Raw genomic sequence first — 13384 nt, 5'->3', positions numbered from 1 at the left:
AGAATAGACTATTTTAGGGCGGGATTGCTCCCGCTCTGGATCGCTTACGCTTTCTTCTTGTCGCGGCTATGCAGACCACGTTTTTCCAGGCCGCGATAAATCAGCTGCTGCTGGAGAATGGTGACCAGGTTGCTGACGATGTAGTACAGCACCAGACCTGACGGGAACCACAGGAAGAACACGGTGAAAATCACCGGCATGTACGTCATGATCTTCTGCTGCATCGGATCGGTCACGGTGGTCGGTGACATCTTCTGAATGAAGAACATGGTGATGCCCATCAGAATCGGCAGGATGTAGTACGGGTCCTGCGCTGACAGGTCATGGATCCACAGAATAAATGGCGCATGACGCAGTTCAACCGAGCCTGACAGCATGTAGTAAAGCGCCAGGAAGATTGGCATCTGAATCACCAGCGGCAGACAGCCACCCAGCGGATTCACTTTCTCTGCTTTATACAGCGCCATCATTTCCTGGCTCTGCTTCTGCTTGTCATCACCCAGACGCTCACGCATCGCCTGAATTTTCGGCTGCAGCATGCGCATCTTCGCCATCGAGGTGTACTGCGCTTTGGTCAGCGGGTACATAATGCCGCGCACGATGAAGGTGATCACGATAATGGAGAAGCCCCAGTTACCGATGAAGCTGTGGATAAATTTCAGCAGTTTGAACAGCGGCTGAGAGATAAACCACAACCAGCCGTAATCTACGGTCAGATCAAGGTGCGGCGCAATCGCTGCCATCTTGTCCTGAATTTCCGGGCCGACCCACAGCGTTGCACCCAGATTCTGCTGTGCGCCCGCGGCAATGGTGACCGGTGCAGATTTATAGCCAATCGCCGCCACGCCATTACCCAGGTTGCTGGTGTAAAGGGTGTTGGTGCCTTCAGTACGCGGAACCCATGCCGTTGCAAAGTACTGCTGCAGCATCGCAACCCAGCCATTGCTGGTGGTGGCGTTCAGGTTCTCGTTATCCGCGATGGTGTCGAATTTATACTTCTCATATTTCGACTCGCTGGTGGAGTAGGCCGCGCCACGGAAGGTGTGCAGAGCAAAGTTGTTGCTGCCGGTATCACGATGCTTAGGCAGATCGATGGTCTGCTTCAGCTGGCCAAACAGCGACACTTCCAGCGGCTGCTGGGTGGTGTTGTTGACATGATAATCGACATTAACGGCATATTCGCCACGCTTGAAGATGAAGGTTTTGGTGTAAACCACGCCATTTTCAGCGGTGTAGGTCATCGGCACACGCAGTTCGGACTGGCCATCAGCCATCTCGAAGTGATCCTGCGCAGCGTTGAACAGCGGACGCGCGCCGTTGTTCGGGTTATCCGGGCCATTACGACCGGTCAAACCACTCTGTGCCTGATAAAGGAACGCTGGCGTTGTTTCAAGCAGCTGGAACGGCTGGTTAGAACCCAGTTTGTCCGGGAAAGTCAGCAGCTGTGCTTGTTCAACATCACCGCCTCGGGTGTTGATATTCAATGACAGGACATCAGTCTTAACGGTGATCGTCTGGCCCTGACCGCTGGCCGGTACACCCTGACTGGCGGTATCACCCGCTACGCTGTTTGTGCCTTGTGTGGTCTGCGTCTGCTGTGGCTGCGGAGCGTGGTCCGTCTGCCAGGCTTGCCAGATCATAAAGGTCACGAACAGAAAAGCGATGAGAAAGAGATTGCGTTGCGAATCCATCGTTAATGTTCTCTGGTATCAAAGGTTTTTGGCGGCACAGGATCGTCACCACCCGGGTTCAAGGGGTGGCATTTTAATACGCGTTTTAATGTCAACCAACTGCCTTTTATCAGGCCGAACCTGCGTAATGCCTCAATTCCGTAATGAGAGCAGGTCGGGTGAAACCGACAGTGTGGTCCCAGTAATGGACTGATGCCGCGTTGATAGACGCGTATCAGGACGATCAGGAGCCGCGCGCCAGGCGACAGTGACGACGCCATAATTTCTCCAACGCTTCCGCCAGCATACGGTTATCCAGATCGGCAACCCCCTTCTTCGCGACCACCACGAAGTCCATCGACGGCAGTTCATGTTGACGCAGACGAAAGCTTTCGCGGGTCAATCGCTTGATCCGGTTGCGTTCATGAGCGCGTTTCACATGTTTTTTAGCGACGGTGAGACCGATGCGGGGATGCCCCAGCGCGTTAAGGCGGCCGAGAATAGTAATTTGCGGCGTGCCAGCCCGTTGTGGCTGCTGGAAGACGAAAGTGAAATGAGTGGGAGTTAACAAACGTAACTCCCTGGGAAATGCGAGCTTACCCATCAGGGCTTGCTTTATTACTTAGAAACGGTCAGACGAGAACGGCCTTTAGCACGACGACGTGCCAGAACCTGACGACCATTTTTTGTTGCCATACGAGCACGGAAACCGTGTGAACGGTTGCGCTTCAGTACGGACGGTTGAAAAGTGCGTTTCATGGCGGTTTCTACCTAAACTTGAAAATTTTCACTGGGTGACGCGTTTCGGGCCAGAAAATCGACCTACGCCTCAATGTGTCTTTAATAAAGAGGCGGGATTGTAATAATTGTACAGTCCCGAGTCAATTTACTTCGCGTGTCATAGTGCCTGAAAACCCGCATACAGCCCGCAGAGTCCCGACTTTGCGCCTGATGGCTCAATGTCGGGTGGAGAATTATACGGGCTCCGCACTAAAGCGCAAGGATCGCACGGGATCTTATTGCGATCGGCTTGCCGGATCCTGGGGATAAAATGAGATGTCGCCCGAAATTTTAATGGATTGCGTCAGATCCCTGCTGGTTTTTCCCGCAACTGGCGTAAACTTCTTTGCGCGCCTCTGGCCTGTGGATAAAAAGGATCAAAACTGTGTAGAAAGGGAAGATCTCTGCCTCGCTTTGCGCTATGATCCGCCCTTCCGCTGACGATCCTCCGGTGATTGCAGGACGGAAAACCGCTGATAGCGGTCGCAGGCGCTTTCTTAGCGTCTGTGTCAAAAATGAACGTTTCTTAGAGTAACGCCTACTATTCTTTTCGAATTTGTACGAGTGGAGTCCGCCGTGTCACTTACGCTTTGGCAACAGTGTCTTGCCCGTTTGCAGGATGAGCTTCCTGCCACCGAATTCAGCATGTGGATCCGTCCACTGCAGGCTGAGTTAAACGACAATACGCTTGCCTTGTATGCTCCAAATCGCTTCGTACTCGACTGGGTTCGGGACAAATACCTTAATAGTATCAATGCACTGCTGAATGAATTCTGCGGTCCAAACGTGCCCACGCTGCGTTTTGAAGTGGGAACGCGCCCGGTTCAGCAGCAGGCGGCAGCGGTCAGCCAGCCTGTAATGGCCAGCGTCAGCGCGCCCGTGATGCCCGTACAGAGCCATATTCGTCCGGCCCCGACGCAGATCATGCGTCCCAGCTGGGATAATGTCCCGGCTCCGGCCGACGTCACCTATCGCTCAAATGTGAACAACCGTCATAACTTCGATAACTTCGTCGAGGGTAAATCTAACCAGCTGGCGCGCGCGGCGGCACGTCAGGTGGCGGATAATCCAGGCGGCGCTTACAACCCGCTGTTTCTGTATGGCGGCACCGGTCTCGGTAAAACGCACCTGTTGCATGCGGTGGGCAACGGCATCATTGCCCGAAAACCCAATGCAAAAGTGGTTTATATGCACTCCGAGCGCTTCGTGCAGGACATGGTTAAAGCACTACAGAACAATGCGATTGAAGAGTTCAAACGCTACTACCGTTCGGTAGATGCGCTGCTGATCGATGACATTCAGTTCTTTGCTAATAAAGAGCGATCGCAGGAAGAGTTCTTCCACACCTTTAATGCCTTATTAGAGGGCAATCAGCAGATCATCCTCACCTCGGATCGCTATCCAAAAGAGATCAACGGGGTGGAAGATCGTCTTAAATCACGTTTCGGCTGGGGTTTAACGGTGGCGATCGAGCCGCCTGAGCTGGAAACGCGTGTGGCGATCCTGATGAAAAAAGCGGATGAGAACGACATCCGTCTGCCTGGTGAAGTCGCCTTCTTTATTGCCAAGCGGTTACGCTCTAACGTGCGTGAGCTGGAAGGCGCGCTGAATCGCGTGATCGCCAATGCCAACTTCACTGGCCGGGCGATTACCATCGACTTCGTGCGCGAAGCGCTGCGCGATCTGCTGGCGCTGCAGGAAAAGCTGGTCACCATTGATAATATTCAGAAGACCGTGGCTGAGTACTACAAAATTAAGGTGGCGGATCTGCTTTCCAAGCGCCGTTCGCGCTCGGTGGCACGTCCGCGCCAGATGGCGATGGCGATGGCGAAAGAGTTAACCAACCATAGCTTGCCAGAAATTGGCGATGCTTTTGGGGGGCGCGACCATACAACGGTGCTTCATGCCTGCCGCAAGATTGAGCAGCTGCGTGAAGAGAGCCACGATATCAAAGAAGATTTCTCTAATCTCATCAGAACATTATCTTCCTGACGCTATGAAATTTATTGTTGAACGTGAGCAGTTGCTGAAGCCGCTGCAACAAGTAAGTGGCCCCCTGGGTGGTCGTCCGACGCTGCCGATCCTCGGAAACCTGCTGCTGCAGGTAACTGAAGGTTCGCTGTTGCTGACCGGTACCGATCTGGAAATGGAGATGGTCGCACGCGTGGCGCTGACTCAGGCACATGAGCCTGGATCCACCACCGTTCCGGCGCGTAAATTCCTCGATATCTGTCGCGGATTGCCGGATGGCGCAGAAATTACTCTGGCACTGGAAGGCGATCGCATGCTGGTGCGCTCTGGCCGCAGCCGTTTTTCGCTGTCGACCCTGCCCGCCAGTGACTTCCCGAATCTTGACGACTGGCAGAGTGAAGTTGAATTTACCCTGCCGCAGGCAACGCTGAAACGGCTGATTGAAGCGACTCAGTTTTCGATGGCGCATCAGGATGTGCGTTACTACCTCAACGGCATGATGTTTGAAACCGAAGGGGAAGAGCTGCGCACCGTGGCCACTGACGGTCACCGTCTGGCCGTCTGCTCCATGCCGATTGGTCAGGCGCTGCCGAGTCATTCGGTGATTGTGCCGCGTAAAGGCGTGATTGAACTGCTGCGTCTGTTGGATGGCGGCGATACACCTCTGCAGGTTCAGATTGGCGGCAGCAATATCCGTGCGCATGTCGGCGACTACATCTTTACCTCTAAGCTGGTTGATGGCCGTTTCCCCGATTATCGTCGCGTATTGCCGAAGAATCCGGACAAAGCACTGGAAGCGGGCTGCGATCTGCTCAAACAGGCCTTTGCCCGCGCCGCTATCCTCTCTAACGAGAAGTTCCGCGGTGTTCGCCTCTATATCACCGAAAATCAGCTGAAGATCACCGCCAATAACCCTGAACAGGAAGAAGCGGAAGAGATGCTGGATGTCAGCTATAACGGCACGGAACTGGAGATTGGCTTCAACGTCAGTTACGTGCTGGATGTGCTGAATGCGCTGAAGTGCGAAAACGTCCGTCTGCTGCTGACCGATTCGGTGTCGAGCGTGCAGATTGAGGATGTGGCGAGTCCGGCAGCGGCCTATGTCGTGATGCCCATGCGCTTGTAGAATATATCGGCCTGGCTTACTTGCCATTCTGATTCCGGGCAGTGCTCGCCCCTGGTCACATACTTCAGTATGCTCCCAGGGCCTGCGCGCTTCTTGTAGAATATATCGGCCTGGCTTACTTGCTACGTTGTGCCCCGGCAGTGCTCGCCATCCTCACGTACTTCAGTACGCTCCGGTGGCTGTGCGCTGGCGGGGCGCAACGTAGCTGCGACGCCGACGGCCTGGTGACTGAGGTATCGGGCAAACCTGCTTTGCCGTTGACGCCCTGGATCGCCAGGCCCAAAATTTTATTGCCCTTCACGCTGGACTGATTCATGGCTTTAACCCGCCTTCTTATCAAAGATTTTCGTAATATTGAGCAGGCTGACCTGCAGCTGGCACCCGGCTTTAATTTCCTGGTCGGCGCCAACGGCAGTGGTAAAACCAGCGTTTTAGAAGCGATTCATACTCTGGGGCATGGCCGTTCGTTTCGCAGCCTGCAGGCGGGACGCGTGATTCGTCACGACGAGGCGGCGTTTGTGCTGCATGGGCGTCTGGAAAACAAAGAGCGGGAAATTTCAGTCGGGCTGACCAAAAACCGTGCAGGTGACAGCAAAGTGCGCATTGATGGCAGCGATGGTCACAAGGTCGCGGAGCTGGCGCAGCTGTTGCCGATGCAGTTAATCACCCCTGAAGGCTTTAGTTTGCTGAATGGCGGCCCCAAATATCGCAGAGCCTATGTCGACTGGGGCTGCTTTCATAACACCCCCGGCTTTTTTAACGCCTGGAACAACATGCGCCGCCTGCTTAAACAGCGGAACGCGGCGCTGCGCCAGGTCTCACGCTACAGCCAGATTCGTCCCTGGGATCAGGAGCTGGTTCCGCTGGCTGAACAGATCAGCCAGTGGCGGGCGGAATACAGTGCGGCGATTTCAGCGGAGATCACCGCCACCTGTGGCCAGTTTCTGCCGGAATTTGAGCTGCGCTTCTCATTCCAGCGTGGCTGGGACAAAGAGAGCGACTACGCCGAACTGCTGGAACGTAACTTCGAGCGCGATCGCGCACTGACCTATACCGCCAGCGGCCCCCATAAAGCGGATTTTCGTATTCGGGCTGAAGGGACGCCGGTAGAAGATTTACTCTCACGCGGGCAGTTAAAACTGCTGATGTGTGCATTGCGTCTGGCACAGGGCGAGTTCCTGACAAGCCAGAGCGGACGCCGCTGTATTTACCTCATTGATGACTTTGCTTCTGAGCTGGATGAGAGCCGCCGACGCCTGTTGGCGGAACGGTTAAAAGCCACTCAGGCTCAGGTGTTTGTCAGCGCAATTTCTGCCGGACATGTAATCGACATGACCGACGAAAAGGGCAAGATGTTCCGCGTGGAACAGGGTAAAATAGCGGTTCAACCTGAAGATTAAAATGAGCGAGAAACGTTGATGTCGAATTCTTATGACTCCTCAAGTATTAAAGTCCTGAAAGGACTTGATGCGGTACGCAAACGCCCGGGCATGTATATCGGCGATACCGATGACGGTACCGGTCTGCATCACATGGTATTCGAGGTCGTGGATAACGCAATCGACGAAGCGCTCGCTGGTCACTGTAGTGACATTGTGGTCACCATCCATGCCGATAACTCCGTATCGGTGCAGGATGATGGACGCGGCATTCCTACCGGTATTCACGAAGAAGAGGGCATCTCTGCCGCTGAAGTGATCATGACCGTGCTGCATGCTGGCGGTAAGTTCGATGATAACTCCTATAAAGTCTCCGGCGGCCTGCACGGCGTGGGCGTCTCCGTGGTTAACGCCCTGTCGCAGAAGCTGGAGCTGACCATCCGTCGCGAAGGCAAAGTGCATCAGCAGATTTACGTCCATGGCGTACCGCAGGCACCGCTGGCGGTGACGGGTGAGACCGACATTACCGGGACCCGTGTGCGTTTCTGGCCGAGCCACGAAACCTTTACCAACGTGCGCGATTTTGAGTATGACATCCTGGCGAAACGCCTGCGTGAACTCTCATTCCTGAACTCCGGCGTGTCGATTCGTCTGGATGATAAGCGTGATGGCAAAAGCGATCACTTCCACTATGAAGGCGGCATCCGGGCGTTTGTTGAGTACCTCAACAAAAACAAAACCCCGATTCACCCTACCGTGTTCTATTTCTCTACCGAGAAAGATGGCATTGGTGTGGAAGTGGCGCTGCAGTGGAACGACGGCTTCCAGGAAAATATCTACTGCTTTACCAACAACATCCCACAGCGCGACGGCGGTACACACCTCGCCGGTTTCCGTTCAGCGATGACCCGTACCCTGAATGCCTACATGGAAAAAGAGGGTTACAGCAAGAAGGCCAAAGTCAGCGCCACCGGTGATGATGCCCGTGAAGGTCTGATCGCTGTGGTTTCGGTGAAAGTGCCGGATCCTAAATTCTCCTCGCAGACCAAAGATAAACTGGTCTCCTCCGAGGTGAAAACAGCGGTTGAGCAGCAGATGAATGAGCTGCTGGCTGAATACCTGCTGGAAAATCCATCAGACGCCAAAATTGTAGTCGGCAAAATTATTGACGCTGCCCGTGCCCGTGAAGCGGCACGCCGCGCCCGTGAAATGACTCGCCGTAAAGGCGCGCTGGACCTGGCGGGTCTGCCAGGCAAACTGGCGGATTGCCAGGAGCGCGACCCGGCGCTGTCTGAAATCTACCTGGTGGAGGGTGACTCCGCAGGCGGCTCGGCCAAACAGGGCCGTAACCGTAAAAACCAGGCGATTCTGCCGCTGAAAGGTAAGATTCTTAACGTTGAGAAAGCGCGTTTCGACAAGATGCTCGCCTCCCAGGAAGTGGCCACGCTGATCACCGCGCTGGGCTGCGGTATTGGTCGCGACGAGTACAACCCGGACAAGCTGCGCTATCACAGCATCATCATCATGACCGATGCCGACGTCGATGGTTCGCACATCCGTACCCTGCTGCTGACCTTCTTCTATCGTCAGATGCCTGAAATCATTGAGCGCGGCCACGTTTATATCGCCCAGCCGCCACTCTACAAAGTGAAGAAAGGCAAGCAGGAGCAGTACATCAAAGATGATGAAGCGATGGATCAATACCAGATCGCTATCGCGCTTGATGGCGCGACGCTGCACACCAATGCCAGCGCGCCGGCGCTGGGCGGTGAGCCGCTGGAGACGCTGGTCACTGACTTCAACAGCACCCAGAAGATGATCAAGCGTATGGAGCGCCGTTATCCGATGGCCATGCTGCGTGCGATGATTTATCACGACACGCTGAGCGACCTGACCAGCGAAGCAGAGGTTACAACCTGGCTGAATGGTCTGGTGAGCTATCTGACTGAACGCGAAGCGCACGGCAGCACCTATCTGGCACAGGTGCGTGAAAACCGCGAATCAAACCTGTTCGAGCCGGTACTGCGCGTCCGTACCCACGGTGTAGATACTGACTATCCGCTGGATGCTGATTTCATTCAGGGTCCTGAGTATCGCAAAATCTGCGCCCTGGGCAGCAAACTGCGTGGTCTGCTGGAAGAAGATGCTTACATCGAACGTGGCGAGCGTCGTCAGCCAGTGGCAAGCTTCGAACAGGCGATTGAGTGGCTGATTAAAGAGTCGCGTCGCGGCCTCTCGGTCCAGCGCTACAAAGGTCTGGGCGAGATGAACCCGGAGCAGCTGTGGGAAACCACCATGGATCCAGACAGCCGTCGCATGCTGCGCGTCACCATTAAAGATGCGATTGGCGCTGACCAGCTGTTCACTACCCTGATGGGCGATGCGGTTGAACCGCGCCGCGCCTTCATCGAAGAAAATGCGCTGAAAGCCGCCAATATCGATATTTAACCGGCATCAGAGATGAAAGGCCATCACCCAGGTGATGGCCTTTTTTTTGTGCCGTCCGGGCGGAAAACCCGCCAGGGCGTGCCTTCCTGCCCGCATGCTGCGATCCCGATCACGTTTTAACCCGGTCAGCTCCCTTACTCTTGCCCCTCTTTGCGCATTTACCGCGCACTATTCCACACAGGGAGTTACACCATGATTGTTTGCGATCGTCACGACTGGGACAGAGAACGTCACGCCTTTCATCCGGTAGTCGATCAGGCGATAAGCTGGATTGCCAGCACAGATTTCAGCCAGCTGGAAACCGGCAAATATGAGATCCTGCCCGACAACAAAATGTTCTGTCTGGTGCAGGAGATGATGACCGAACCGGCCAGCGCACGCAAAGCGGAGTCCCACTTCAACTACATCGATATTCAGTATCTGCTGGCAGGCACCGAAAATATTGGCGTGGCCCGCGCCCATCCCGACCAGCACATCACCGAAGATTTTGCCCAGCAGCGAGACGTCGTTTTTTATCAGAAGATATTGAATGAGTCTGTGATTACGCTGATGCCCGGCATGTTCGCGCTCTTTTTCCCGCACGATATTCATCGTCCCTGCTGCGCCCCTGGCGAACCCGCAACAATCCGAAAAGCCGTGATTAAAATCCACCGCGATCTCTTTACCGCCTGAAGCTGGCGGTCAGCTGGCCGTTCTCGCCTGCCATGAAACTGGTCAATGTGCGCTGAATCGCGCTAGCATTGAACAAAACCCAGACGCTACGAGGACTCTATGGCTATTAAATTGATCGCTATCGACATGGATGGCACCCTGCTCAACCCGCAACATGAGATCACACCGGCGGTGAAATCCGCCCTGGATCGCGCCCGTCAGCAAGGGGTGTCGATTGTTCTGACCACCGGCCGGCCGTTTGTGGGTATCCAGCGCTATCTCATGGAACTGGATATGCAGACGCCCGGCCAGTACGCGATCAGCAACAACGGTGCGCTGGTTCATCAGGCCGAAGATGGTGAGTGCGTGGCGGAAGTGACGCTGACCTTTGACGACTACCTCTACATTGAGAACCTGGCACGTGAGCTTGGCGTACATTTCCAGGCATTCGACAAAACCCATCTCTATACCCCTAACAAAGACATCAGCGAATACACCATCCATGAAGCGAGCCTGACCGGCATTCCGGTGCGCTACCGCGCGGTGGAGGAGATGGATCGTGCCATGCGCTTCCCGAAACTGATGATGATCGACCGGCCCGCTCTTCTCGACGCGGCGATTGCCCGCCTGCCCGGGCATGCTCAGCAGACCTACACCATCCTGAAGAGCGCGCCTTATTACCTCGAAATCCTCGATCGTCGGGTGAATAAAGGCCAGGGCGTCAAAATGCTGGCTGAGAAGCTCGGCCTGAAGCAGGAAGAAGTGATGGCGATTGGCGATCAGGAGAATGACCTGGCGATGATCGAATACGCAGGAACGGGTGTCGCAATGGGGAATGCCATTGACTCTGTTAAGAAAATTGCTCAGTTCATCACCAAAACCAATATGGAAGATGGCGTCGCGCATGCCATCGAAGAGTTAGTGCTGTAACGGCCTGTTCTCTGCCGGGCCACTTCGGCCCGGATCCCCTAACCCGGCAAAATTGCTGCACCGCAAAACAGAATCGCGTAATTTGTCGGGCAACTCTTTCTCCGTGGGTTTCATCATGTCAGAAAAACAGATCACCTTTGCTGCCCGTCAGCATCAGCTCACCAATATTAATGTCTGGACTGCCGATAGCCAGTGGCTGGCGTTTGACGTTCGTCCATCGGGCGCATCGTTTACCAGTCAGACCATTGAGCGGGTCAATGTGATGACCGGTGAGGTGGAGGTGCTCTATCAGGCCCGGCATGGTGCCCATGTCGGCGTCGTGACGGTCAGTCCCGACCTGCCACCGCGCTACGTCTGCATTCATGGCCCGGAACATCCCGATGCCAGCTGGCAGTATGACTTCCACCACCGGCGCGGGGTGATCGTTCAGAACGGTGCGGCGGTGAATCTGGATGCCTGCGATATCACGCCACCGTTTACTCCTGGCGCGCTGCGTGGCGGCTCGCATGTACATGTCTTCAGTCCCGACGGTTCTCGCCTGAGCTTTACCTACAATGACCACGTAATGCACGAACTGGATAGCCGGCTCGATCTGCGCAACGTCGGCATCGCGGTGCCCCTTTGCGCTGTAACGCCCGAAAAGCAGCATCCGCGCGAATATGACGGCACCTTTTTTTGCCTGCTGGTGAGCCAGACGCATGCGGAACCGCTGCCAGGCAGTGACCAGATTAATCGTGCCTGTGAGGAGTGCTGGGTCGGTGAGCGTGGCTACCAGAAGCCGGACGGCAGCTGGCAGCGCTGGGCGATCGCCTTTATTGGCGACACGCTGACGGCGCAGGGCGAAAAAAGGCCTGAAGTTTTTATTGTTGATCTGCCTGATGCACTGGAGGATTACGCCCGCGCCGGAGAGACGCCGCTGGAGGGCAGCAGCCAGCAGTTACCTGCGCCACCGGCTGGCGTGCAGCAGCGTCGCCTGACGCACAGCCGTGGTGTGGCTCTGCAACCTCGCCACTGGCTGCGCGCCGCACCGGATGGCAGCCAGATAGCGTTTCTGATGGCGGATGCCGCAGAGGTGATCCAGCTCTGGACGGTCTCCCCCAACGGCGGCGAACCGCGTCAGATCACCCGACTCAGCCACAGCATTCAGTCCGCCTTTAGCTGGCATCCTGACGGCCAGGCGATCGCTTTTGTCTGCGATAACAGCGTGATGCGATGTGACGTTGAGAGCGGCGCGTGTCAGCGTCTGACCCGCAGAACAGAAGAGGCGCCATCAGGTGACGCGGTGGTCTGGTCACCTGATGGTACACAGATTGCTTATATGCGTGAGGTGAATGGCTGGCGGCAACTCTTTACGGTTGCGGCAGTGACCGCATAGGAGGCATAGGCTGCGCCTGCGCCAGGCTTTCCTGCGTATGCGCCAGCCTTTCGCTCTGCAGGATGCGTTCACGTGGAGAGTCGAGAGATTTATCTTTGTCGCTGCGGTAGTAGTCCCACGGCAGCAGCAGCGTATCCAGCACGGCAGAGAAAGGAAGATCGATTAACGCCAGCGGCTTCAGCGCCCAGCTGGTATCACCATCGGACAGCATATCAGCGCTGGCACGGGTGCCTGGATAGTAGCCCTGACTCGCACCTGTGTGAGACATCACGCTGGAACAGCCGGTTGTTGCCATTGCGCAGCACACCACTCCAGCCAGAGGTAAGGTCTTCATCAATTTCATCATCATCATCCCTTCAGTCATGGCATAAGCCTGGCTGAGTTTGCTTGCCAGACAACGTCAACACTCTGGGGCGAAGTCCGTCTGGGTCTGGCAAATGTAGTCCTGAGTGTATGTCATTTCCTCAAATTGGCGAAAAAAATTGCATTTCACCCTCTTGAAAATGGTCTTGTGGCACCCATTTTTAGTTTACGGACGCACTCACCGTTGCCGCAAGGGACAGTGGGGTGCCGTATCCAGCCTGTCCAGTAGTGGAAGGTTGCCAAAACTTGCTGAAATTCAGGAGTCTTAATATGCGTAATTTTGATCTCACCCCACTTTATCGCTCTGCTATCGGTTTTGATCGCCTGTTTAACCTGCTCGAATCTAATCAGAATCAGAGCAATGGCGGCTATCCTCCCTATAACGTTGAACTGGTCGATGAAAATCACTATCGCATTACTATTGCGGTGGCCGGTTTTGCTCAGAGCGAACTGGATATCACGGCGCACGATAACGTGCTGATCGTGCGGGGTGCCCATCCTGAAGAGCAGACCGAGCGTAAATACCTGTATCAGGGTATCGCCGAGCGTAACTTCGAGCGTAAATTCCAGCTCGCCGACCACATTGTGGTGCGCGATGCCCGTCTCGAAAATGGTCTGCTGAGCATCGATCTTGAACGACTGGTGCCGGAAGAGGCGAAACCACGCCGTATTGAGATTCTGAAGTAACCAT

Annotated in this window: 13 protein-coding genes; 8 read left to right on the top strand and 5 right to left on the bottom strand. The window is 55.2% G+C overall.

The annotated features are described in order from the left end of the window. Positions 1-44: 44 nt before the first annotated feature. From yidC to rpmH, 4 genes are read right to left on the bottom strand one after another with little or no spacing between them, the layout of a single operon-like run. Entirely contained in the window at positions 45-1691 is a 1647-nt protein-coding gene (gene yidC, locus ACO6VX_RS18020; protein WP_010258933.1) for a membrane protein insertase YidC, read from the bottom strand. A gap of 2 nt (positions 1692-1693) precedes the next feature. Then, positions 1694-1951, bottom strand: a complete 258-nt coding sequence (gene yidD, locus ACO6VX_RS18015) for a membrane protein insertion efficiency factor YidD (RefSeq protein WP_008926397.1) — start codon at positions 1949-1951, stop codon at positions 1694-1696. Then, positions 1915-2274 (bottom strand): ribonuclease P protein component, encoded by a 360-nt coding sequence (rnpA, locus tag ACO6VX_RS18010; RefSeq protein ID WP_008926396.1) that lies wholly within the window; start codon positions 2272-2274, stop codon positions 1915-1917. Before rnpA ends, yidD begins: the two co-directional genes overlap by 37 nt. Positions 2275-2288: 14 nt before the next feature. After that, complete coding sequence (gene rpmH / locus ACO6VX_RS18005; protein WP_003849659.1) at positions 2289-2429, bottom strand: 50S ribosomal protein L34; 141 nt, start codon at positions 2427-2429, stop codon at positions 2289-2291. 597 nt (positions 2430-3026) lie between these two features. On the opposite strand from rpmH, the gene dnaA reads away from it, so the two are divergent. From dnaA to ACO6VX_RS17970, 7 genes are all read left to right on the top strand, one after another. Then, on the top strand, positions 3027-4442 hold the full coding sequence (dnaA, locus tag ACO6VX_RS18000) for a chromosomal replication initiator protein DnaA (RefSeq protein ID WP_010671615.1): 1416 nt from the start codon (positions 3027-3029) through the stop codon (positions 4440-4442). Positions 4443-4446: 4 nt separating this feature from the next. Next, positions 4447-5547 (top strand): DNA polymerase III subunit beta, encoded by a 1101-nt coding sequence (gene dnaN / locus ACO6VX_RS17995; RefSeq protein ID WP_010258930.1) that lies wholly within the window; start codon positions 4447-4449, stop codon positions 5545-5547. Between the two features lie 314 nt (positions 5548-5861). Then, entirely contained in the window at positions 5862-6947 is a 1086-nt protein-coding gene (gene recF / locus ACO6VX_RS17990; RefSeq protein ID WP_010258927.1) for a DNA replication/repair protein RecF, read from the top strand. 18 nt (positions 6948-6965) lie between these two features. Next, positions 6966-9374, top strand: coding sequence for a DNA topoisomerase (ATP-hydrolyzing) subunit B (gyrB, locus tag ACO6VX_RS17985; protein WP_010258926.1), 2409 nt, complete (start codon positions 6966-6968; stop codon positions 9372-9374). Between the two features lie 192 nt (positions 9375-9566). Beyond that, on the top strand, positions 9567-10046 hold the full coding sequence (locus ACO6VX_RS17980) for a YhcH/YjgK/YiaL family protein (protein WP_010258925.1): 480 nt from the start codon (positions 9567-9569) through the stop codon (positions 10044-10046). 99 nt (positions 10047-10145) lie between these two features. Continuing rightward, positions 10146-10955 carry a sugar-phosphatase gene (gene yidA, locus ACO6VX_RS17975; protein WP_010258924.1) on the top strand — a complete coding sequence of 270 codons (810 nt, stop codon included), beginning with the start codon at positions 10146-10148 and terminating at the stop codon, positions 10953-10955. 115 nt (positions 10956-11070) lie between these two features. Next, positions 11071-12330, top strand: coding sequence for a DUF3748 domain-containing protein (locus tag ACO6VX_RS17970; RefSeq protein WP_422458247.1), 1260 nt, complete (start codon positions 11071-11073; stop codon positions 12328-12330). Here the strand turns inward: ACO6VX_RS17970 and ACO6VX_RS17965 are convergent. Then, positions 12305-12673 (bottom strand): YceK/YidQ family lipoprotein, encoded by a 369-nt coding sequence (locus ACO6VX_RS17965; protein ID WP_223564587.1) that lies wholly within the window; start codon positions 12671-12673, stop codon positions 12305-12307. The genes ACO6VX_RS17970 and ACO6VX_RS17965 overlap by 26 nt on opposite strands. Positions 12674-12963: 290 nt before the next feature. Here ACO6VX_RS17965 and ibpA point away from each other — a divergent pair, with 290 nt between their 5' ends. Further along, complete coding sequence (gene ibpA / locus ACO6VX_RS17960) at positions 12964-13380, top strand: small heat shock chaperone IbpA (RefSeq protein ID WP_010258920.1); 417 nt, start codon at positions 12964-12966, stop codon at positions 13378-13380. Positions 13381-13384 lie beyond the last annotated feature (4 nt).

Origin of the sequence: Pantoea sp. BJFS-204, from assembly GCF_049310725.1 — a bacterium.
GTDB classification, from domain to species: Bacteria; Pseudomonadota; Gammaproteobacteria; order Enterobacterales; family Enterobacteriaceae; genus Pantoea; species Pantoea agglomerans.
This window is presented reverse-complemented; position numbering and strand designations above follow the sequence as displayed.

Excerpts from the sequence above, each read along its gene's own strand:
- ACO6VX_RS17965 (WP_223564587.1), bottom strand. The coding sequence starts at position 12,673 with ATGAAATTGATGAAGACCTTACCTCTGGCTGGAGTGGTGTGCTGCGCA.
- ibpA (WP_010258920.1), top strand. The coding sequence starts at position 12,964 with ATGCGTAATTTTGATCTCACCCCACTTTATCGCTCTGCTATCGGTTTT.
- ACO6VX_RS17970 (WP_422458247.1), top strand. The coding sequence starts at position 11,071 with ATGTCAGAAAAACAGATCACCTTTGCTGCCCGTCAGCATCAGCTCACC.
- rpmH (WP_003849659.1), bottom strand. The coding sequence starts at position 2,429 with ATGAAACGCACTTTTCAACCGTCCGTACTGAAGCGCAACCGTTCACAC.
- yidD (WP_008926397.1), bottom strand. The coding sequence starts at position 1,951 with ATGGCGTCGTCACTGTCGCCTGGCGCGCGGCTCCTGATCGTCCTGATA.
- recF (WP_010258927.1), top strand. The coding sequence starts at position 5,862 with ATGGCTTTAACCCGCCTTCTTATCAAAGATTTTCGTAATATTGAGCAG.
- yidA (WP_010258924.1), top strand. The coding sequence starts at position 10,146 with ATGGCTATTAAATTGATCGCTATCGACATGGATGGCACCCTGCTCAAC.
- dnaN (WP_010258930.1), top strand. The coding sequence starts at position 4,447 with ATGAAATTTATTGTTGAACGTGAGCAGTTGCTGAAGCCGCTGCAACAA.
- yidC (WP_010258933.1), bottom strand. The coding sequence starts at position 1,691 with ATGGATTCGCAACGCAATCTCTTTCTCATCGCTTTTCTGTTCGTGACC.
- rnpA (WP_008926396.1), bottom strand. The coding sequence starts at position 2,274 with ATGGGTAAGCTCGCATTTCCCAGGGAGTTACGTTTGTTAACTCCCACT.
- ACO6VX_RS17980 (WP_010258925.1), top strand. The coding sequence starts at position 9,567 with ATGATTGTTTGCGATCGTCACGACTGGGACAGAGAACGTCACGCCTTT.
- gyrB (WP_010258926.1), top strand. The coding sequence starts at position 6,966 with ATGTCGAATTCTTATGACTCCTCAAGTATTAAAGTCCTGAAAGGACTT.